This is a genomic window from Bradyrhizobium sp. B124, assembly GCF_038967635.1.
Classification (GTDB): Bacteria; Pseudomonadota; Alphaproteobacteria; order Rhizobiales; family Xanthobacteraceae; genus Bradyrhizobium.
Window position 1 is genome coordinate 7928392 of sequence record NZ_CP152413.1, and the last position, 20044, is coordinate 7948435.

The window sequence follows — 20044 nt, forward strand, 5'->3', positions numbered from 1 at the left end:
TTATAGTGATGCAGCCAGCTCGGCAGGTCTTTGGCGGGCTGGTCTGAGGTTTCATAAGGCCGGAGCATAGGTCCGGTGGCGCGGAGCTACGCGGATAAAGCGCTCGCCCTTGCCGTTTGTCTTGCGATCTGTAGGCCGGGTGATGATGTGCCTGACGCGCGGCCTTTGCACATCTTGGCAAACGCGTTAGCGCGATAACAGGAGCCGTTGTCGGTCGTGATGCCGGTGATCTTCGTCCCGACGGTAGCAAGTAAACGGTGTCTTTGAGAAAGGCAATGGCGCTCTCGCTCTCGTCGAGCCGGATTTGGGAGAAGGCCAAGTGCGATGCATTGTGGATCACGACATGGACGAACTCCTAGCCTTCACTGCCGCTTTCGCTGGCGATCGCGAATGACCCGATGGGCAGTTCTTACGAACCTGCCGAGCTTTTTGATGTAGATATGGATGAGTTCGCCGGACTTCTTGCGTTCGTAGCGGCGCGCCGGCCCAGCCGGTTTCAGGCCATGAGCTGGTTGAGGCTGAAGCGCGCTCGTCGGTCAGCCGAATGCGGCAGAGAGCACCTAGCGTGAGTTGTTTCGGCATCATGCATTGTCAGCGAACGATAAATAGTTGAGGGGCATCGCCAAGCGCGAGGGCAGGCTTGCTTGACATTGAGAAGCGCGCCGGCGGCTCGTGGTTCCTCGATCGTGAGGTGGCGGGCCTTCCTGGTTGTGGCGGGTTGATGAGGACGCATGCTCTCCACCCTTACCGGTTCTCGGATGGCCATCATCTGCTGCAAGCTGCAGTCCGATCCGCCCTGTTACCGCTTTAAGAACGGCCCGGCCGTTGAATTCTGAGATGTATCAACACTACTTCCTCCAACATCGAATCCAATACTCCTCACCAGAGTAGGTAGTGTCTCGATCTATTGTTCATGTTGTAGTTATCGGTTGGTAGCTCGGCATGTAGGCTAGGTGGAGCAATGACAGGCGTAGTTAACCCGTTGCAAGTCTCACGCTTCCTGAGAGTGTATGACGACGTGGCGGCTCAAAATGGCATCAAGCTTTCGATAGGATTCGATTTTCATGAATATATCTCGATCACACGGGCCCTTCCAACAAAGAGGCCAACATATCCAAGTTTCCGACCAGACCGCTCGCCAATTAAGCTAGGTGAGGGGTACTGGATGATAGGCGTCGACAAGAATAACGAGGTTGCGCTTGTAGAGGCTGCTCGACTCTATGACCTTGCGCACACCAACTTTGCGGAACATCTTCAATCTTTGAAGGCGTTTTATGGTGACCCAACGATACATGCACATCCTCAGGACCGGTGTACCTGCACGGCACCCAGCGCGAAGATGATCAGTGGGAAAGTGGCCTACCACGGGGATTTTTGGTTACGCAGAGATTTTAGAGGACAGGGTATGCCAAAGATGATGGCGGCAATACTACGCGGCGTGTCTTTTGCCATGTGGGCTCCCGACTTCATATGTGGACTTGCCGCGCGCTGGACGTTGGATAAGGGCGTTCTTGCGCAATACGGACATACGCATTATGAGACCGGCGGGTCGATGCTGCAACTGGTGGAAGAGGATATTGTGGACGACGACTTGCTTGTTTGGCTAACAGGCGAGGAGTTGAGGAGTCTTGTTGGTCGCGCGCCATAAACAAGATGGTTTTAGCCTGATGTGTCTCGCCAACATGGCGATGCCTATGCTACGCGCATTGTCAAGTGGTTCCGAAAGCCACCGTTCGTCGCAGGGCCACCTCTTAGGCACCACTGCGGTTCGCGGGTTAGTTCGCGGGTTACCTCCATAGCGCCAGTGTTTGAGTGAGATCGAGCCGATCTGAACATCGCGACGATTCCCTTAAAACGAAAGTGGGACGTTGATAGGATTAACTGAGCTTTTGTGGGCCACCATCGACACGTCCAGGAGATGCAGTTCTCGCGCCCACTGACGGACGCTGTTCGCGCGGGTGGGTAGCCACGCGATTTCGGTGTTGTTTGGCCAACTCCAGAATTAGCAAATAAATTGACGAGGAAATCGTGAGCAAGAGGTTTGCAGGTTCTAGTGTGGCGGCAAACGAGCGTGTCGGACAGAAATCGAAGGAGAATTTTGCTCGCGCGCAGTTGGTTTTCCCTGACGGCACGTCGCGAATAACCATCGACCGGGATCCGGTTCCGATTTATGTCAAGCGCGGAGTAGGCAGCTATCTGTTCGATGTTGATGGCCGCCGGTTTCTCGACCTCAATTGCAACTTCACGACGTTGATCCATGGTCATGCCTTCGCGCCCGTCGTAGAAGCGCTAACCAATCAACTCCAGCGCGGCAGCTGCTTTGCAAATCCGACCGAGAGCGAGATACAACTCGCCGAACTACTCTGCGATCGAATTCCACAGGTTGAGCGTGTTCGCTTCGTCAATACGGGGACTGAGGCCGTGCTGTTTGCGATCAAGGCTGCTCGGGCATTCACGGGACGTTCGAAAATCGCCAAGATCGAGGGCGCTTATCATGGTGCCTACGACTGGGCTGAGGTGAGTCTGGCGGCGATGCCGGACAATTGGGGCGATCCAGCCGCACCTAAGTCAACGGCGTTCTATCACGGAACGCCGGCGAGCGTGCTTGATGAAGTGGTTGTACTCCGATTCAACGACGTTGAAGGTGCGCGCCGGCTATTGTCTTTGCACGCGCACAAGCTCGCCGCCGTCGTTTTGGATCCTATGCCAAGCCGCGGCGGTCTAATAGCGCCGAAGCCTGAATTCATTGCTGCGATTCAGGATACTGCCCGTAAAAATGGCATTCTGGTGATTGCTGATGAAGTGCTGAATCTTAGGCAGAGTTTAGTGGGGGCTTCCGCCCGCTATGGGCTTGTTCCGGACCTCGTTACGATGGGCAAGATCATCGGCGGAGGTTTGCCGATTGGAGCAATCGGCGGGCGTAGGGACGTGATGAAAACATTTGATGCGTCAGCGGGACGGCCACTGCTTCCGCAAGGCGGTACATTTTCCGCCAATCCTCTATCAATGACAGCGGGTCTTGCTGCAATGCGGCGTCTTGATCATGCGGCTTTTGCACATCTGGAGATGCTCGGGAACTTTGTCCGAGATGAGGTTGGTCGGGCTATCTCAAACCGGGGCGCGCCGCTGTGCGTGACCGGAGCGACCTCACTCTTTCGCATCCATCCGATGGTGCAAATCCCGAATGACTATCGCGAGGCCCATCCCGCGCCCACCGGGGCAACTCTAATGAAGCAGCTCACGCGCTTTTTTGCAGAGAACGGCATCATCCTGCCGCATGGCGCTGTCGCGTCAATCTCGACACCAATGGTTCGCGCGGACGCCGAATTCATTGTCGATGTGTTCGGGGGCTTTCTCGACAGCCATCAAGACATGCTGAACGCGATAAGGTGCCAAACATGAGCAGCTTGCGCAATCCGAGACCGGAAGGCTTGCTGCACTATCCAGCCCATCCGATCTGGTAGCTGCCCAAGGTACTTAGACAGTGGCTTAGTTCTTTTGGAATAAAGGGGGACTAATCGAGTTGCGGGTAACATTTGTACACAACCTCCACGCGACCTGACGTCATCAAGCCGCCTGCTCACTCATGCTTGGTAGATGTAATGGAGAATGAAATGCAACAGCAAAGCGAGTCGTCTAGTGCCGGTCGGTTGATCCGACATTTTCGGAACACGAAGTACATGATCAATGAGAGCAGGGCGTTTTTTGATGCGGCCCATGCGGCTGGTATCATGGCTGTGCACGGACGTTCCACGATCGGACGTGCCTTTGCTCTGGGTACCGGCTCACTTGACAGTCGATCTCGGGTGATTGATTTCGTGCGATGCTCTTACCTTGGCCTCGACAACCATCCAGCTATCGTCGCTGCCGCGATAGAGGCCATTCAGGCACATTGGTCATTGCACTGGTCCTGCGCACGAACGCGGCTCAATTTCGATCTGCTGGCAGAGCTTGAGGCCACTCTGTCGGACATGTTTTCCGCCCGCGTGCTAGCTTTTTCCACTGTCATGCTCGCTAATCTAGGTGCGATGCCTCTCCTTGCTTCCGGCCAATTGACAGGCGGCTGCAAGCCAGTGGTTGTGTTCGACCGCATCGCGCACGTCTCCCTTGCCTATCACAAGCCGGTGGTTGCTGATGAAACCCAGGTGGAAACGATTGCGCACAACGACATCGACGCTCTCGAACGCTTGTGCCGCAAACATCCGTTGGTCGTCTATGTATGCGATGGTGTTTACTCCATGGGAGGAACTTCGCCCATCAAAGAACTGCGCCAGCTACAGGATCGTTATGGGCTTTTTTTGTATGTCGACGATGCTCATGGCATATCGCTGTTTGGACGGCAGGGCGAAGGATTTGCGCGCTCTCAGTTTCCGCAAGTGCTAGGTGACCGCACGATTATTGCAGCCTCGCTGGGTAAAGGATTCGGCGCGTCGGGCGGCATATTGATGCTCGGAACCGCCGACCAAGAAGACCTGTTTCGACGCTACTCCATTCCGTATGCGTTTTCCGTGGCTCCCAATCTGGCCGCGGTGGGCGCTGCACTGGGCTCGTGCAAAATTCATCGTTCAGTAGAGCTCAGCGAACGGCAGATGAGGTTAGCGCAACGGATCTCGATCTTTGATAGTCTTGTGGCGACCGCCGAGCAAGGCAATTCACTTCCGATCAGAATGATCTCCATCGGATCGGAAGCCAAAGCGATTGCAATCGTAGGAGAACTTCTCAATGCTGGCTTATATACTTCCGTAACATTCTTTCCAACCGTTGCGCGAGGAAGGGCAGGGATCCGTGTGTGCATCACGGCCGATCATGAGGTCGATGACATAGAGCGGTTGTGCGACTGCATCTTGGAAAAAGTACCCGATGCGACAGCCAAGCCCACCCCTTTGGCGTCGGTCCCTCCTTAAAGTGACAACGGACAACGGCGACGCAGTGGAGGAAGTCTTTATGGCGCGGCGGGTACGACTAGGTTGCTGCTGTTGGCGGCGAGAACTGGGCATTAAGCACCGATCCATCGTTCGACTTCAAACGCAACTCTTGCAACTAATCACTGTGGCGGCCCGCACGGAGCGAAGAATACTGCTAGACAGCGTGCACCTGTACCTGCTTGACTCATAGAGTCAGTGCCGGTACTCGCGGCTGTGTTGCATCGCGAGTCGTGTGGTAAGGGCCATCGCCGCGGTTGTGGTATCGTATTCTTCAACAGGTGCAAGCATCTGCTGCATGAGATCTCCGAGGATGTCTTCTATCACAAACACTTCTGTCGGCGAACGAGGCGCGTTACCAAGCCCGCGGATTCCTAGGTTCTCATCCAAAAAAAACTGCCTCATTGTGAGGTCTGTGAAGCAATGCTTGGCTGGTGGAAACAAATGTCCGACTACTCCAACTGGGTCGACATTTCGCAGCTTAGCTCTGCGGATCAGGTAACGAGAACATTTCATTTGACGTACGCCGCCTTGTGCGCGCGCGCCTTACGGGCTTTGTGACTGTTCGGTGACTATGTTGGAAGCAGGTGAGCTCGTAGCCCATGCCGTCCGACCGATTGCTCTCGTGACCGGAGGAGCACGCGGAATTGGACTTGGGATCGTACGCCGATTCTTGGCCGACGGCTATCGAGTTGCATTTGTTGCGACGCGAGCAGAACACGTGAATAAGGCGCTTGACTATCTTAGTTGGTCGGAAAATCGACTCTATGCCGAAAGGCTCGACGTAACGCAAGCAGACGAGGTGCGAGGATTTGTTGATCGGGTCCGATTGCTTTGGGGCGAAATTGGGATTCTGGTGAACAATGCAGGCATCTCACCTAAGCGCGTGGACCAGGATACACCCTGGCTGTCGCAGACGTCCATCGAGGAGTGGGCGCGGGTCATTGACGTCAATCTCAACGGCCCCTTCACTCTTATACGACTATTGGCGCCAGCGATGATTACGAAGGGCTACGGACGCATCATCAATATTGGTTCAGTTGCGGGGCGGGCCATGCCAATGATCGCAGGGCCGCACTATGCCGCTTCGAAGGCAGGACTGGTCGGATTAACTCGGGCTGCTGCGCGAGATCTCGCTCCACACGGTATTACCGTAAATTGTATCGCTCCTGGGCGAGTGCTCAGTGATCTGACTGGACCGCCGGAAGCTTCGGTTAACCGCTCCGCTCTTAGCCGGATTCCGGTTGGCCGTTTTGGAACAGCTGAAGAAGTGGCGCACCTTGCGGCCTTTCTAGCCTCGTCGAAAGCGGGCTTTATCACCGGTGCAACGATTGACATTACGGGCGGCGAATTCGGCGCCTAAGCTTATCTGTATCGATTTGACGCGAATAGTATCATTTCACGAGCGACGCGTGCAGGCGCTCGGTAGGGGCAGATATTTTTGAGCCCGCTGAAAACATCATCGCGATCGTTGGTCTCGCGCTGTAGGCGTCGCTCGCCGGGCACTCCAGATCGTTCCAGTAGGACACGAACTGGGCAATCGCTTGGGGCGGGAGGTGGTGGAAGGTTAAGTCAAGGCGAGCGATCGATCATCCTTTTTAGTGTGAGGATCATGATCTCATCCCTAACTCCAGGCAACCTGGCGCATTGATAGCTCTCGACGAACTCTGCGGCCACGCGAGTTCCAGCGCGGGCGCGTGGTGCACAATTAGCCTATACATCCCTCAGTGCTTACGTTGATCGCATCAATCGATCACGCGCGCGTAATCCGCACCGTTATGCGCGGCCGTCGGGTCGTCGTTCACTCGAAACCGTGGGTCTTCGACGACTGACCGGTGACCGTACACGCTCGCGGCTTTCTGCTCAAGCACGCCGCAGGCGATCGTCTGGGTCGTAGCGCTTAGCGTCCGTGATCGCACACTGCAACACCGGTTCATGGTAGGCGTTTAATTGGCCAGAGCATTCGCCGATCTGGGTGAATTGAAAGGGATTGAACGAAACCGCCAGCGCGGAATTTGAGGAAAGATGGTAACGGCCGTCTCCTGTCGGAGAGGATTGAGAGTCTCCAGAGCCGATCCTTCAAACAGGAGGTTTCTGATGGCCTCGGTGAGCCCTCTCGGCCGACGCATGATGATGCTCGGGGTGGCCTTCTATGGCCGAGCTGTCGCCGATGTTTCGCGACGGAATGACGGCCTGTTCTAGCAGGGAACGACGGCAGGCAAGGAGTGGGGAAACGACGGCATCGATTATCGGGATCTTGTTGCGAGCAGGCCGGAGGAACAGGGGCGATGGCCGTTGGTCAGGAGCTGCTCTATGAGGCGCTCTCGTCCTTCCCCGCCGGACACCTCCAAGTGGAAGCCCAGCTGAAGGGCTGCCTCCATCGACTCGGCCAGCCGATCAGGATCGTCGAGGCTTAGCGCCAAACCAACGTAAGCGGCAAGCTGAGGCCGTCAGGCGGCGTGGTTCCATGGCATAAGCGCGTCGATTTCGCTGCTCGGCCAGCCGTTGGCGATACGCTGAAGTGTTAGGCTGAGCCAAGCGAATGGATCGACGTTGTTCATTTTCGCTGTCTGCAGCAGCGTTGCGATGGTTGCCCAGGTTCGTCCGCCGCCGTCGCTGCCCGCGAAGAGGCTATTCTTTCTCGTAATTGTTTGTGGCCGGATGGCGCGTTCGACGATGTTGGAGTCGAGCTCAATGCGGCCGTCGGTGAGGAAGCGTTCGAAGATGGCACGGCGCGAGACGGCATAGCGGATCGCCTCGGCCAGTTTTGATTTGCCGGAGATCCGCCGCAAAGTCTGCTGCCAGAGGTCGAAGAGATCTGCGACGACCGCCGCGGAGGCTTGCTGACGCGCGGCAACGCGAGCGTCGGGGCTTTGCCCGCGCACGGTCTTCTCGACCTGCCAGAGCCTTGCCATCCGCTCGACCGTCGTCGTTGCCACTTTCGAGCTCCCTGCCACATGCAGCTCGTAGAACTTGCGTCTGCTGTGTGACCAGCAGCCAGCCAATGTGATGCCATCATTGCCGCGATCGGGGCGCGCCAACTTGTTATAGGCGGCATAGCCATCCACTTGCAGGATGCCCCGATAACCATTGAGATGGCGGACCGCGCATTCGCCGGAGCGGCTGTCTTCGAAGCGATAAGCCACCATCGGGGGACCGCTGCGGCCAAAGGTTCGTCATCTCTGGCATAGGCCCATAAGTAGGCCGTTTTCGTCGATCCGGAGCCGGGAGCGAGCGTCGGCAAGGTGGTTTCGTCGGCAAAGACCCGTTCGGCCTTCTTGACCTCGCTGAAGACGTAGTCGGCCACGATCTCCAGCTCGAAGCCGAGCTTGCCCATCCATTGCGCCATCAACTGGCGGTCGAGTTCGACCTTGTCGCGGGCGTAGATGGCCTCCTGCCGGTAGAGCGGCTGGCCATCGGCATATTTGGCGACGGCGATCTGGGCCAGAAGCGCTTCCGTCGGAATGCCTCCTTCAATGATATGGACCGGGGCCGGCGCCTGGATCACGCCGTCCTCGTTCTTGAACGCGTACTTGGGACGGCGCGTAACGATCACACGGAACTTCACCGGCACCACATCCAGACGCTCCGACACGTCCTCGCCGATCAGCACCTTCTGCTTGCCGGCATGCTCAGCCAGCTCTTCCGGCTCAATGACCGTTTCGATCCGTTCCAGATGGGGCGCAAAGCCCTTGCGCCGACGCGGTGCACGCTTGCCGTCCGCCTGCTCACGGCCCTTGCTGACCTGGGCCTTGATCGCAGCGATGCCGGTCTCGATTTCCTCGAAGACAAAGGTCTGCTGTTCATCGTCACCGTTCGCAGAGCCGAGCTTTTCCGATCGTCGGCCGAACCGGGCGCGGTCGAAGGCCTTCAGGATCTGCGTCAGCCGCGCGATGCGCGCATCGGCATCGGCGTTGCGCGCCCTGAGATCGGCGACTTCGCTCTCCAGAGCATCGGCGCGGGCCGCCTTCTCGGCCATGGCAAGTACCATGGCCTTCAGCGTCTCTATGTCATTCGGGAGGCTGAGATCGGGCGGCGGCGTCATTGGCCCGACCCGAGCACATTTTGCCCCGGTTCTCTTGCCCTTTCAGCTCACTGATTCACTTCGCCGCAGCGCTTTTACCCAACAATCTCCGGCGGCTTGACCGCCACGGTCCGGACCCGCTTCCAGTCCATTCCATCCACCAGTGCCATCAACTGCGCAGGATTCATCTGCACCCGATGATGCCCGATCCGCGGCCAGCAGAACTTCGCCTTTTCAAGCCGTTTTAAATAGAGGCACACGCCGGAGCCATTCCACCATACGATCTTTATTCTGTCGGCTCTTTTGGCCCGGAAGACATAAAGCGCACCGTCGAACGGATCTGAGCCCGCATCGCGCACCAGCGCAACAAGGCCATCGATACCCTTGCGGAAGTCGACTGGATGGCTGGCCAGGAACACCTTCACACCAGAGGGGATCATGCCGAACGGACCGCCGGGATCACCCGCTGCAAGTGCGCCTCGTCAACATCCACGCCGGCGCGCACGACCACCTCGCCAATCGCAATTTCGATCACCGCGCCTGCCACAGAAGCCACCACACCCTCGCAACTCGAGGGCCGCGAGCGATAATGCCGCTCGGCCCGAGCATCACGGCGCCAGGCGAACAGCTGCGACGGGTGAATGCCGATCCGGCGGGCGATCGCCGAGACGCTCGCGCCAGGCTCCAGCGCCTCTGTCACAACTTGCGCCTTGAACTCGTCCGACCAGCGTCGGCGAAGCTGACGCGGCGCTCCCTCAAGACGGTCGGCGACCGCTTCGATCATATGGAAGGTTCTAGTTCCAGAACTAGGCGCAGACATAGAAGCTCACATCGGCTCACAAACTCAGCAGCCGATAGCCGATCGCTCACCCACTCCGCCAGACGGGGTCTCTTTGCCGCTTACAAACCAACGGCGCATGGTCGACCCCACTGCTCCAGGACCTCAGGCGCCCGTGGTTGCACAAACGGCGGAATGAGCTTCACCGGCATTCGAGCCACGCTTGCCTGGGCGAAGAGCTCTGTCGGATCACCGTGCAGAAAGGCGGGTTGGACCAGTATTAGCCCGGTGATCGCGCAACTCTGCACAGCACCTTCCAACAGCTCCAAGGAGCCGTCGATGACGGGCGCCGCGTGCCGGACTTCGTGGCGGAAGGCGTGGGCCTCGCAGTCAGTCCAGATGGCGCGCACTTGCCGCAGAACGCAACCGGCAGAGCCCCCCTTTGGCTGTGGTTCACTCGAAAGGGCAGGTTGTCGAAGGCTGCCCGACGGCCGTAGACGCTGTCCAGCCTATGCTCATCCGCGTCGTAGGCGACGCCCCGCTGCGCGTGCGGACAGCGGCGCTCGGCCTCCAAGCCGATACGGCCGAACCCCAGGAGGGAAATGCTCGCGCGCCATCTCAATACGGCCTCGCTGTAGATGCTCATTTGGCTATCTACCCAAGGCTTCCATCATTGGCTGTTTCTCCTTATCGCGAACTGGAAATAGGGACAATGCCAGGGAGGAGGCAGATCAATTGTTCGTACGTTTCAGACGGCGTGATGTGTGAGCTCTTCCCGTTGTGTGCAGACTATCGCTGAGCTCTAAGAGCAGGACAGGGCCAACAACATTCCTCCCAGGCTCGCGGAACCGCGACCAGCCCATATCGTCGTATCTTGGCGCCAAGATATCCAATAATACCTTCATGCTTGACAGGCGTCCTGATCAGGCAATAGCGTAATGCGCGGCACATTGCGAGCCGTAGAGCCGTTCGCGTAAAATCATCGCGTCACGGCAGCGGGATGTGCCAACCACGATCCAAATCGCTGATAGTGTTGTTGAGTGAAGCGGACGGCTCCCGAGAGTTTGTTCTGCGTGAGCTCTTCTGCTTCCTTAGCTTGACGGGCTCATGGCTCTGCAACGTTCAACTCAAGCCGAACTGTCGCCGGTCCTGCTGCAGGCTGGTGCCATCAAGTGGCCGTCATGTGAAGAGTGCTATTTCTTCTTGCGACGTGGAGGCGCCGGCTTGCGACCCTTGGGAAGGGTTCTGGGAGTCGTCGCTCCTTTGGGCGGCTGAACAAAGAACTCGGACAGATGAACACCTAACGTTTCGGCGATACGGTCCAGGAGATCAATTGTCGGATTCTCCGATAGCCGCTCAAGACTGCCCATGTAGGAGCGGTCAATGCCGGCATCGTATGCCAATTGCTCTTGCGAAATACCGCGATCTACGCGGATCCGGCGCACATTCCAGGCCACAAGCGCACGAGCTTTCATGCGCCAAAGCAGCCATTCGGAAGACCATAAAACCACTGGATATAGCCATACTATTGTGTTAAGTTCGTCCAGGGTGCAGATGAGCCCGCGCAAGGTTCAATGAGAAAGCCCTCAATGGATCCAGACGTCGTCGCACCAAATGAGCCGGTGCTGACGACCCACGACGAGGATCGGCGACTTCCTGATGTGGAAGCCGATAAGGTGCTCGGATGATGCTGACGATCGATCCAGATGGCGAGCGCGCGCTCGCGGAGCGTTCGATAGCCATTTGGCGCGCAAAATAGTTGGCCGACCACGGCTATCGCGGATTGCTTCGCAGCCGCGCCACCAGATCGCAAAGCCCGTCGCCTGGAGTTCGCAAGTGAGAATAGAAGTAGTCGCAGCCAAGATATCGACCAGCGAGGCTCGTGTAATGCCGCTAAATCGCACGCACCGGTCCCGCCAGGCGAGCAAGAAGCGAACCCATGCCGGACGCAGCGTCCGTTCATCGTGCTCTGGAGCGATATCGTTGGAAGTAACGACAGGAGTCGCAGCGCCAGGGTATCTTGTGCCAGCCAATGAATAGACGTTTGGCAGGAAATTTTCCTTCAGATGATTCGGATCGCTACGTAAACACCTGAATTCGCCTATCATGGTCTTTTCAGTATGGTAGGAGTTCCAAGCCGTGCCGCCCGATCCCAAGGTTGCAGATTTTGCGCCCGACGCGCCCCAGCTCACACAGTACGACGAGCAACACGCCATCACTTATATGCGTCTCCTCGATGCCGAAGCCGACAAGGCTGATTGGCGCGAGGTCGCGCGCATCGTGCTTTGTATTGATCCCGCCCGAGAACCAGCCCGCGCCCGCCGTGCTTTCGAGAGCCATCTGGCTCGCGCCAAATGGGTGACGCGTCACGGCTACCGTGACCTCCTGCGCGGGGGACCTAAAGAGTGAGTAACGAATGCGTTTGGAAACGGGCGATACTTCGTGTCGAGGTTCAATCGCAAAAGTAGAGCGTTCCATCAATTAAGTGCATCAACACCGAACAAACGCACTGGCACAACCAGAAATCGTCACATTTGTCGGGCTGCAATTCCTCTTGCGTGACCGAACGGGGAAAATGAGACAATGGCAGGTGCCAACTGGAGATCAGAGCAGGCATATCCTGACGCCCGGAAAGCAGAGACCGCGGACATAGCCTGGGAATGGCTTCGCCGTAATCGGGAGTACCAGAAGGACTATAGAATCTTCGTCCGTGGCGGACGGTCCAGCGCGATGGCGGATCACTTCCGCCGGAAGTGGGGGCTTACGTTTCGCGGCTGACCCGCAAAAGACGTTCGACCAACAGGCTATTTTCTGGGCTCCTGAGGCGCTGTCGACGGTGCTGGCTGTCTCTGCGGCCGCGTCCAAAGAATACGAATTGGACATCGCCAAACTCGCGGACAGCAAGCTTCGTCATGCGCCGGATGGATGGCATGCAATCGTGCCGCTCGGAGGGGTAAAGCATCGCCTTTGGCTAAGAGAGCTTCCAGCGAGCGGATCGATGGTTGCGGTCGAGCTGCCGCTCGACCGCAATTTCGATATTCGCTTGCAGGCTGCACGTCGATTTTGGCTGGCGCTCGAACAGCGTCCCCTTGGACCACCCCCGCTTGCTCTACCGATCCTGACCCGGCGGCGGCTCATTCTCGCTATGCGAGCAGCGGATGGACGGCTGGAAGGAAACAGCTATCGCCAGATCGCGCAAGGCCTGTTTGGCGCGCATCGCGTTCCCGATCGAGGCTGGAAAACGGACAGTCTGCGCAGCAAGATTATTCGCTTGGTCAAGATAGGGCTACGTCTCATGCGGGGTGGCTATCGTGCATTGCTCCGTCACAAAGGAAGAGACAGGAACGATGCGTCCTGAGCTCTGGCCGATCGCGAGCTACCGCCTTTCGCCGTGTATGCAGATCCTCGCTCACTGTCATTCACGTCACACTTTGGACGTTGCTGATAAATGGCGTTTCGTCCGTCCCTATCACCGCGAAGCTGGTCCAATTGTTTTCATACTGTCTGCCCCCGCTGCGGAGGAGTTGCAGTTCGGCGGCAAATGCGCGGCCTCAGTCCCTCCTGGCAGGCACAGCCGGGTGCGGTTACCCCTGCGCTCGGGCCGCCAGAGTGCCGATGACATTAGCTTGCTCCAGGGGGCGACGAAGCGCTTCGTCAAAGACGTGCATGCAGCCCTCGTTGGAGTGATGCTGGAATGCCCCAAAAGCGTTGAAGATGCGAATATCGATGCCGCTCTCAGTTAGTCGTGTCGCGGCGGCCTGACAAAGCATGTGAGGTGCAATGTGGCGCTTGATGCTCTCGATCCGAGCAAGTTTGTAAGCTCGAAGCGGACCGCGCCGAAAACCTCGTTCATTAAGGAGCAGTGCCCCGTGATCCGATAAGCGAGTAATGCGCCAATGAGCTTATGCTGATCTTTCCTGCGAGCAATGTTCGTCGCGTAGACGACGCGATCGCGGGAACCTTTTCTGCAAAATGCTGAGGCTTGCCGCATCCAGCGAGACGTCCACGGTGTCCAGCTGGCAGACCTCGCCGACCCGTATTTCGGCGGCGATCATCCGCGCCACCTTGGTTCTGTCGATAAAATTTTGGCTTCTTTCGATGGAGCGAAAAGCCCGTGGCGGCCAGAGACGTACCGGCCCCGTCGCGGGGTCGGGCCCGGGGCAATCTCCTACCTTGGGCAAGTTTGCCGATGTCGCCACACAGATCGTCACGACCACGCCAAAGTCACATCGAAGGCGCGCCCGCACTCGGCACATTGCGAATCCATGTTCGCCGCGGGAAAGCCTAATACGCGACCGCCAGAAATCATTTAGGTCGGCCTTCAAACGCCATGCACAAGGATCGGGGCCAGGCGTATATTGGGCTTGGCCTACCTGGCGCGGCCCCTCTTTGCCGGCCGTTTCAGGAACTCATCTGGTTCAACGTCGAGCTTGTCGGCAAGGCGGCCTATGACTTTTATGCTGACGTAGTACGCGCCCTTTTCAAGCTGACTCAAATAGCTGCGGCTTATTCTGGCCTCCAGGGCAAGCTCGTCTTGGGACCATCCCCTCGCATTACGCAGACGGCGTAAATTATTCGCGAATGTCTCCCGCAAGTCCATGCGGCAAAGCATGCCGCTTGCTCGATATACTGCACCTCGATATACTTAACAAAATGGCATCCCATGCACGTTATGAACGGAAAGCCCACGCGGCTACCCCGCTTGGTAAGCAAGAAACGAAGCTGAACCATGCGGGACGCCAAGTCTGCTGGTTGCGAGCTTCGAGCAATTTGGACTGTGATCAAACGTCGTCTGAGAAAGGTCGGGTTGTCGAAATCGAAATGAGCGACACGAGCCGCCGCGCTCGGATCGCCGCCAGCCGCAGCCTGACGGTCTGTTGGGAGATTGGCCTGCAGTGCGACATTCGGATCGCTACGAAGAGACCCTGAGTTCGGCTATCATAGCCTTTTCAATTTAATAGGAGTTTCAGGCCGTGCCGCCCGTTCCCAAGATCGCAGATGTAGCGCCCGACGCGCCCCAGCTCACGCCCTACGACGAGCAACACCCCACCACCTACATGCGTCTCCTCGATGCCGAAGCCGACAACGCGGATTGGCGCGAAGTCGCGCGCATCGTGCTTTGTATTGATCCAGCTCGTGAACCGGATCGCGCCCGCCGTGCGTTCGACAGTCATCTGGCTCGCGCCAAGTGGATGGCGCGGCACGGCTATCGTGATCTCCTGCGCCGGGGCTGGCCGAAGAGTGAACAGTGAGTGCGTTTAGAACGAACAAGACTTCGTGTTGAGGTCCAATCGCAAAAGTAGGGCGTTCCATCGATTAAGTGCATCAACAACGAGCAAACGCACAAGCACGCCACAATTCGTCACATTTTTTGAGCTGCAATTCCCCTTGCGTGAAATGCACTGGGAAAACAGTTGATGGCAAGTGCTGATTGGAGATCAGAGCAAGCATATCCTGATGCCAGGAAAGTAGAAGCGGCGGACATAGCTTGGGAGTGGCTTCGCCGTAATCGGGAGTACCAGAGAGACTATAGAATCTTTGTCGGCAGCGAACGATCCAGCGCGATGGCGGAGCACTTCCGCCGGAAGTGGGGGCTTTCGTTTCGCCGCTGATCCGCAAAAGAGGTTCGACCAACAGGCCATTTTCTGGGCGCCTGAGGCGCTGTCGACCGTGCTACCCGTCCGCGAAGTTGTCTCTCCGGCGGCATCTAAACAATACGACCTGGATATTGCCAAACTACCGGGCGGCGAGCTTCGTCATGCGCCCGATGGATGGCATGCCATCGTGCCGATCGGAGCGGTAAAGCATCGCCTTTGGCTAAGAGAGCTTCCACCGCGCGGATCGATGGTTGCGGTCGAGTTGCCGCTCGACCGCGATTTCGACATTCGTCTGCGGGCAGCGCGTCGATTTTGGCTGGCGCTCGAACAGCGTCCCCTCGGACCACCCCCGCTTGCTCTATCGATCCTGGCCCGGCGGCGGCTCATCCTCGCTATGCGAGCAGCGGATGGATGGCTGAGAGGAAACAGCTATCGCAACATCGCGCAAGGCCTGTTTGGCACACTTCGCGTTCCCGATCGAGGCTGGAAAACGGACGATCTGCGCAGCCGGACCATTCGTCTCGTCAAGATGGGGCTACGTCTCATACGGGGCGGCTATCGTGCACTGCTCCGTCACAAGAGCAAAGACAAGCACGACGCGTCATGAGCGGCTCGGCTGATCGGTTGGCTGCAACTGGCCTCCGAAATGTCGGATTAGGCCAGGGACCCCATCATTGCGCGCGGTATCCTTTGGACCCTCACTTTGGCTCGGTCCTCGCGGCGGCGGAACTTGGCCTTACCGTCGCATGTGAAAAGTGCAGACTGGTTTGCACCACTCGATTCCCGCCACTTGAACGGACGTCTGCCATCGAATCCATTGACCACCTGTCTGACATAGCCTGATGCGAGGTCAGGCAGATTCCGGAATCGCGGCCTTTTTGCAGAGCCGGGCGACCCATCGGCAAAGGCTCGCGCGACTTCGGGATTGTCACTGCGGTCGACCGCATAGGCCCGATACTGCGTGCCATTGGACGTTCGCGATCCGGGTATCACATGCAACGCGCGCTCGCGCACAAGATCGCTGACAATGATTTCAGGTGCAACTAGAGCATTTTCCGATCACGTTGCGTCGTAGCCAGCTGCGGCGAGATAATTTTGACATTCCTGGGGTGAGAAGCGTTTGAGAGCGTTGGCGATTGCCTGCCAGAGATCGGGCATGGTACGGGCTGCCACGGCCCGCAACAGCGCCTTCAATTTAGAGAAGGCCATTTCGATCGGGTTGAAGTCTGGACTGTAGGGCGGGAGATAGAGCAGGCTTGCTCCGACCGCCTGGTTGGCCTCTCGAACGCCATGGACCTTGTGAGCGGGCAAGTTATCCATGATAACGGTATCGCCCGGCCGCAGCGATGGGGCCAGCAATTGTTCGACGTAGGCCAGGAAGGCGTCGCCGTCCATTGGACCGTCCAGAACAAGCGGCGCGATCAGACCGTCGGAGCGCAATCCAGCGGTGAATGTCGTCGTCTTCCAATGCCCGTGTGGGACGACTGCACGACATCGTTCGCCGCGCGGCGAGCGCCCGTAAAGCCGTGCCATCTTGGTGTTGGCGCTGGTTTCGTCGACGAAGACGAGACGCTCAGGATCAAGATCGATTTGCCCTTCGAACCACTCCTCACGCCCAGCATTTATATCGCCGCGCCGTTCTTTTTTTAAGTGTGATCTTTCTGCGCTAGAAGAAACGCCAGAGCGACGCGATGCCGGCCGATATTCCACGACGTTTCAACAGTTCCTGCAACTCGGCGAGCGTGATATCCAGCTTCGCTGTCACCGCGTCCAAAATCAACTGCGAATGGGCTTCGATGCGCTGCGATTTGCGGTCACCGCCCTGGCGTTTAGGAACGATGTCGCCAACTTCCTTGAGGCGACTGCGCCAGCGGATCGCGCTGGCCGCGCTGACACCAAAGCGCTCGGCAGCCTGTCGACAGGACAGGCCACCGTCAATCGCGGCTACCACCCTTGGCGAAGTGCCGCGCGGCAATCAGGATGGAAGTGCGTATTCCCAGCCAGATTGTCGCGCTATAGCGAAGATCGACCGAAAGCGCCTTGGTCATACATGCTGACCTCCTTCGCCAGCATGCAGCCTGAATCTGGCTCGCGGCCTTTTGGGAATCCCCAACCGATTCATTCCGGTCGGAAAATGCTCTCTAGGCATCGAGGGCGTCCCTCTGGTCGCCGGCTTCTATCATTTGCAGGCGTGTTCACGTGCAGGCCGGGTGTGAGACATCCTGCAGTCTGATCGCGATAATGCCGCCTTCGCCACCGACAAGGACTATTGGGCGCCGTGAGGTCCAGAGCATCGCCGCAACGTCGACCCCCAGCTCACCTTTGAGGGCCAACCGCACGTCTCCCCGATATACGCGGACCTGCGTTATCGGTCCGGAAGCGTTTAGGGATCACTGCAAACCGCCCGAGCCTCAGCTGGCTTGCTCTACATTGTTCTGGCCTTTCCGCCGCGTTCAGTGCAGTCTCGATCTCAAAGGGTGGCGGGCAGAGGAGGAGAGAGCCCATTAAGGTCGCCAACAACTGGCAGGGTTGAAGGATCTCCACGCAGTGATCCTCTCAGCTTTTCTGTTAAGTCGGTGGTGGCGGCAATGCTGGTCGGCCCGCAAATATGCTCTCGGCGATCCGCCAATCGGCGGGAGTGTCGATCTCATACCACCTCAAACCATCGCACCGCGCCCCCGCAAGCTGCAGTCCGCGTCGTTCAATCAAATAAGCCAGGAGTTCCTCGGTATAGGATCGCGTGGCGCCGGAGGCGATGATTTCGTCGAGAGCTGGAACGATCGTGCCCCTGAGGGTCGAGGCGGCAAACCGCAGCAAATTCATCGTTTTGTAGAGAGTTGGACCGTCGACAACGAGGTTTTCCGCTGTTTGCTTCATCCGGAATTCGGAAATCAAGCCAGTATCCGACATTAAAACGGCCGATCCTTCCATCATTTCATTGAAGGGCACCACGGCAGCTGCATCAGGAGCGTCGCCCTTCATCAAGTAGCGCAGAACATCCAGCTCGAAAAAGACGTCTCCTTCCAGAACGTAGCAGTCGCCCGATAGCAATGTGTCGCGCGCAAGCCACAGCGAATACGCACTTCCGGTACTGTCAAAGGCCGGGGAGTCGACGTAATTGATCTCAAGCGTGCCGAAACGGCGACCGCACGCGTATTCAATAGCGTCCTTGCGGTAACCGACGACGATCGTCACCTCTTCCACGCCGACAGCGTCCAGACTTCGAAGCGCATTATGGAGGATAGCCGTGCCGTTGACCTCGACCAAAGGTTTCGGCCGTAGATCCGTTAGCGGTCGCAGGCGAGAGCCAAGGCCAGCGGCGAGAATGATCGCGTTTTTGGGAGCATTGATAGCCATTTGAGTTCGCTCTGCCGTCGGGAATATCTCGTTTCGTTTGAGGCGATCAGGGGATGTCGGCGCGCAAGGACCTAGTCTTACTCATCAGAACCGTGAACGAGCCATGCATTGAAGGGGAGCGGAGCGAGTTAACGGCGCCGGCGGCCGGCGTCGCCTTCCCAGAAGGGGCGTGAACGCAGTTGGCTATTGCCTTAACTTGTCAGGATGAAGGTATAGCGCTTCAGCGCTAGCAAGCTCTTTGTAATTGATCATGTTAAAGACATCGTCGAGTGTCGCGATGTCGGGCTCGACGTCCGTAGCGTTCTGGTCAGCAAATATGCGATCGCAGACCTGCCGCATTGATGCCAATGCGGCGCGCATGGAGTGGTTGGCCCAGATGACTGTGGAGATACGGGCACGACAATACTCAGAAGTGGGTGTTCGGTAGTATGTTGTTGGAACAACAACGACCGGTAACTTGTTCTGCCAGGTGCGCGTGAACGAAAGGATTTCATCTGCAGAGCTCATTCGCGAGTGAATGAGGATCGCATCGGCTCCTGCCTCAGCGTAAGCGTGAGCGCGTGAAATTGCTTCGTATAGTCCGTGGCCGGCGATTAAGGCCTCGATGCGGGCCACGAGCACGAGATCGTCCGCGACCGTGTCCTTCACGGCGCGCAAACGACCAGAGAACTCATCGATATCGGCGAGAGGATGCCGATCGCCGACGAAAGAATTTATCTTCGGAAAACAATTGTCCTCGAGCGTGACGCCGGCAGCACCGCGCTGATGCAGTTTGCGGGCTAGCAGGCGAGCATTGTTGAAATTCCCGAAGCCGCCGTCTCCGTCGACCAGGACCGGAAGCTGGCCCGAGTCCACGATCCGCTCAACGGCATCGACAAGCTGACCCCACGATGCTTCGTTGGCGTCGCGGTAGCCTAGAGAGGAGGCAATCGATCGACCTGATGCCCAGAGGCCCTTGAAACCTGCGCGCTGAGCGATCGTCGCGGAGAGGCCGTCATGCGCCTCCATCAGGAACGAGAGTGTGTTTTTGGAGCAGACCTGAGCGCGGAGTGTGTCAGCGAATGAGGAATCAGCGCATTGATCAATGCCGTCGGCGAGGAGAGATTGTGAATGGTCTTGCATGCCGGACCCCTTAGCCGCTGACCGGCCGACGTTCGTCACTTGACAGGTGATATGTTTCTGTCCTCTCGATCAATTGCCAGAGTTGGCAGTTGACCAGCGCAGACCAACGCGGCATCTCGCTATGGATGCGGCATGGGATTTTGCGCTAGGCACTTATTCTACCTCCGGTGGTTGGACGACCGCCCGTCGCTCAGAGGTGCAACGCCGCGCTTGCGTACGAAATGAAGTTGCTCCAGAACGAAGT

16 protein-coding genes and 2 pseudogenes are annotated in these 20044 nt (G+C 57.8%); 8 read left to right on the top strand and 10 right to left on the bottom strand.

Annotated features, from left to right (window positions below; all coding sequences use genetic code 11):
- Positions 1 to 961 precede the first annotated feature (961 nt).
- From AAFG13_RS37390 to AAFG13_RS37400, 3 genes are all read left to right on the top strand, one after another.
- Complete coding sequence (locus AAFG13_RS37390) at positions 962 to 1648, top strand: hypothetical protein (protein ID WP_342710009.1); 687 nt, start codon at positions 962 to 964, stop codon at positions 1646 to 1648.
- A 380-nt stretch (positions 1649 to 2028) separates the two neighbouring features.
- Positions 2029 to 3402, top strand: a complete 1374-nt coding sequence (locus tag AAFG13_RS37395) for an aspartate aminotransferase family protein (RefSeq protein ID WP_342710010.1) — start codon at positions 2029 to 2031, stop codon at positions 3400 to 3402.
- A 212-nt stretch (positions 3403 to 3614) separates the two neighbouring features.
- Entirely contained in the window at positions 3615 to 4904 is a 1290-nt protein-coding gene (locus tag AAFG13_RS37400) for an aminotransferase class I/II-fold pyridoxal phosphate-dependent enzyme (RefSeq protein ID WP_342710011.1), read from the top strand.
- A 213-nt stretch (positions 4905 to 5117) separates the two neighbouring features.
- Here AAFG13_RS37400 and AAFG13_RS37405 read toward each other — a convergent pair whose 3' ends face one another.
- Entirely contained in the window at positions 5118 to 5327 is a 210-nt protein-coding gene (locus tag AAFG13_RS37405; protein WP_342710012.1) for a hypothetical protein, read from the bottom strand.
- A gap of 169 nt (positions 5328 to 5496) precedes the next feature.
- Between AAFG13_RS37405 and AAFG13_RS37410 the strand changes: the two genes are divergently transcribed.
- Entirely contained in the window at positions 5497 to 6285 is a 789-nt protein-coding gene (locus AAFG13_RS37410) for an SDR family NAD(P)-dependent oxidoreductase (protein ID WP_342713486.1), read from the top strand.
- Positions 6286 to 7372: 1087 nt separating this feature from the next.
- On the opposite strand, the pseudogene AAFG13_RS37415 reads toward AAFG13_RS37410, so the two are convergent.
- The 5 genes and pseudogenes from AAFG13_RS37415 to AAFG13_RS37435 form a co-directional block, all read right to left on the bottom strand.
- Positions 7373 to 8967, bottom strand: a pseudogene (locus AAFG13_RS37415) (IS66 family transposase).
- A gap of 74 nt (positions 8968 to 9041) precedes the next feature.
- Complete coding sequence (gene tnpB, locus AAFG13_RS37420; protein WP_342709984.1) at positions 9042 to 9386, bottom strand: IS66 family insertion sequence element accessory protein TnpB; 345 nt, start codon at positions 9384 to 9386, stop codon at positions 9042 to 9044.
- Complete coding sequence (locus AAFG13_RS37425) at positions 9383 to 9730, bottom strand: transposase (protein ID WP_342709985.1); 348 nt, start codon at positions 9728 to 9730, stop codon at positions 9383 to 9385. The genes tnpB and AAFG13_RS37425 overlap by 4 nt, the downstream gene beginning before the upstream one ends.
- 1187 nt (positions 9731 to 10917) lie before the next feature.
- Positions 10918 to 11199: a helix-turn-helix transcriptional regulator gene (locus AAFG13_RS37430; RefSeq protein WP_342710013.1), complete on the bottom strand. Its 282-nt coding sequence runs from the start codon at positions 11197 to 11199 to the stop codon at positions 10918 to 10920.
- Between the two features lie 111 nt (positions 11200 to 11310).
- Positions 11311 to 11832, bottom strand: a complete 522-nt coding sequence (locus AAFG13_RS37435) for a hypothetical protein (RefSeq protein ID WP_342710014.1) — start codon at positions 11830 to 11832, stop codon at positions 11311 to 11313.
- A 31-nt stretch (positions 11833 to 11863) separates the two neighbouring features.
- On the opposite strand from AAFG13_RS37435, the gene AAFG13_RS37440 reads away from it, so the two are divergent.
- Positions 11864 to 12133 (top strand): DUF2285 domain-containing protein, encoded by a 270-nt coding sequence (locus AAFG13_RS37440; protein WP_342710015.1) that lies wholly within the window; start codon positions 11864 to 11866, stop codon positions 12131 to 12133.
- A 301-nt stretch (positions 12134 to 12434) separates the two neighbouring features.
- Complete coding sequence (locus tag AAFG13_RS37445) at positions 12435 to 13082, top strand: DUF2285 domain-containing protein (protein ID WP_342710016.1); 648 nt, start codon at positions 12435 to 12437, stop codon at positions 13080 to 13082.
- A gap of 1011 nt (positions 13083 to 14093) precedes the next feature.
- Here the strand turns inward: AAFG13_RS37445 and AAFG13_RS37450 are convergent.
- Positions 14094 to 14336 (bottom strand): helix-turn-helix transcriptional regulator, encoded by a 243-nt coding sequence (locus AAFG13_RS37450; RefSeq protein ID WP_342710017.1) that lies wholly within the window; start codon positions 14334 to 14336, stop codon positions 14094 to 14096.
- 361 nt (positions 14337 to 14697) lie between these two features.
- On the opposite strand from AAFG13_RS37450, the gene AAFG13_RS37455 reads away from it, so the two are divergent.
- Together AAFG13_RS37455 and AAFG13_RS37460 are read left to right on the top strand one after the other, a co-directional pair.
- Complete coding sequence (locus AAFG13_RS37455) at positions 14698 to 14976, top strand: DUF2285 domain-containing protein (RefSeq protein WP_342710018.1); 279 nt, start codon at positions 14698 to 14700, stop codon at positions 14974 to 14976.
- A gap of 286 nt (positions 14977 to 15262) precedes the next feature.
- Positions 15263 to 15928 (top strand): DUF2285 domain-containing protein, encoded by a 666-nt coding sequence (locus tag AAFG13_RS37460; RefSeq protein WP_342710019.1) that lies wholly within the window; start codon positions 15263 to 15265, stop codon positions 15926 to 15928.
- Positions 15929 to 16380: 452 nt separating this feature from the next.
- Here the strand turns inward: AAFG13_RS37460 and AAFG13_RS37465 are convergent.
- The 3 genes and pseudogenes from AAFG13_RS37465 to aepX form a co-directional block, all read right to left on the bottom strand.
- A pseudogene (locus AAFG13_RS37465) lies at positions 16381 to 17296 on the bottom strand (IS630 family transposase).
- A 593-nt stretch (positions 17297 to 17889) separates the two neighbouring features.
- Positions 17890 to 18678: a phosphocholine cytidylyltransferase family protein gene (locus AAFG13_RS37470; RefSeq protein ID WP_342710020.1), complete on the bottom strand. Its 789-nt coding sequence runs from the start codon at positions 18676 to 18678 to the stop codon at positions 17890 to 17892.
- 183 nt (positions 18679 to 18861) lie between these two features.
- Positions 18862 to 19800, bottom strand: a complete 939-nt coding sequence (aepX, locus tag AAFG13_RS37475; RefSeq protein WP_342710021.1) for a phosphoenolpyruvate mutase — start codon at positions 19798 to 19800, stop codon at positions 18862 to 18864.
- Positions 19801 to 20044 lie beyond the last annotated feature (244 nt).

Excerpts from the sequence above, each read along its gene's own strand:
- AAFG13_RS37470 (WP_342710020.1), bottom strand. The coding sequence starts at position 18,678 with ATGGCTATCAATGCTCCCAAAAACGCGATCATTCTCGCCGCTGGCCTT.
- AAFG13_RS37405 (WP_342710012.1), bottom strand. The coding sequence starts at position 5,327 with ATGAGGCAGTTTTTTTTGGATGAGAACCTAGGAATCCGCGGGCTTGGT.
- AAFG13_RS37410 (WP_342713486.1), top strand. The coding sequence starts at position 5,497 with ATGTTGGAAGCAGGTGAGCTCGTAGCCCATGCCGTCCGACCGATTGCT.
- AAFG13_RS37400 (WP_342710011.1), top strand. The coding sequence starts at position 3,615 with ATGCAACAGCAAAGCGAGTCGTCTAGTGCCGGTCGGTTGATCCGACAT.
- AAFG13_RS37450 (WP_342710017.1), bottom strand. The coding sequence starts at position 14,336 with ATGCTTTGCCGCATGGACTTGCGGGAGACATTCGCGAATAATTTACGC.
- tnpB (WP_342709984.1), bottom strand. The coding sequence starts at position 9,386 with ATGATCCCCTCTGGTGTGAAGGTGTTCCTGGCCAGCCATCCAGTCGAC.
- AAFG13_RS37435 (WP_342710014.1), bottom strand. The coding sequence starts at position 11,832 with ATGATAGGCGAATTCAGGTGTTTACGTAGCGATCCGAATCATCTGAAG.
- AAFG13_RS37390 (WP_342710009.1), top strand. The coding sequence starts at position 962 with ATGACAGGCGTAGTTAACCCGTTGCAAGTCTCACGCTTCCTGAGAGTG.
- AAFG13_RS37425 (WP_342709985.1), bottom strand. The coding sequence starts at position 9,730 with ATGATCGAAGCGGTCGCCGACCGTCTTGAGGGAGCGCCGCGTCAGCTT.
- AAFG13_RS37430 (WP_342710013.1), bottom strand. The coding sequence starts at position 11,199 with ATGAAAGCTCGTGCGCTTGTGGCCTGGAATGTGCGCCGGATCCGCGTA.
- aepX (WP_342710021.1), bottom strand. The coding sequence starts at position 19,800 with ATGCAAGACCATTCACAATCTCTCCTCGCCGACGGCATTGATCAATGC.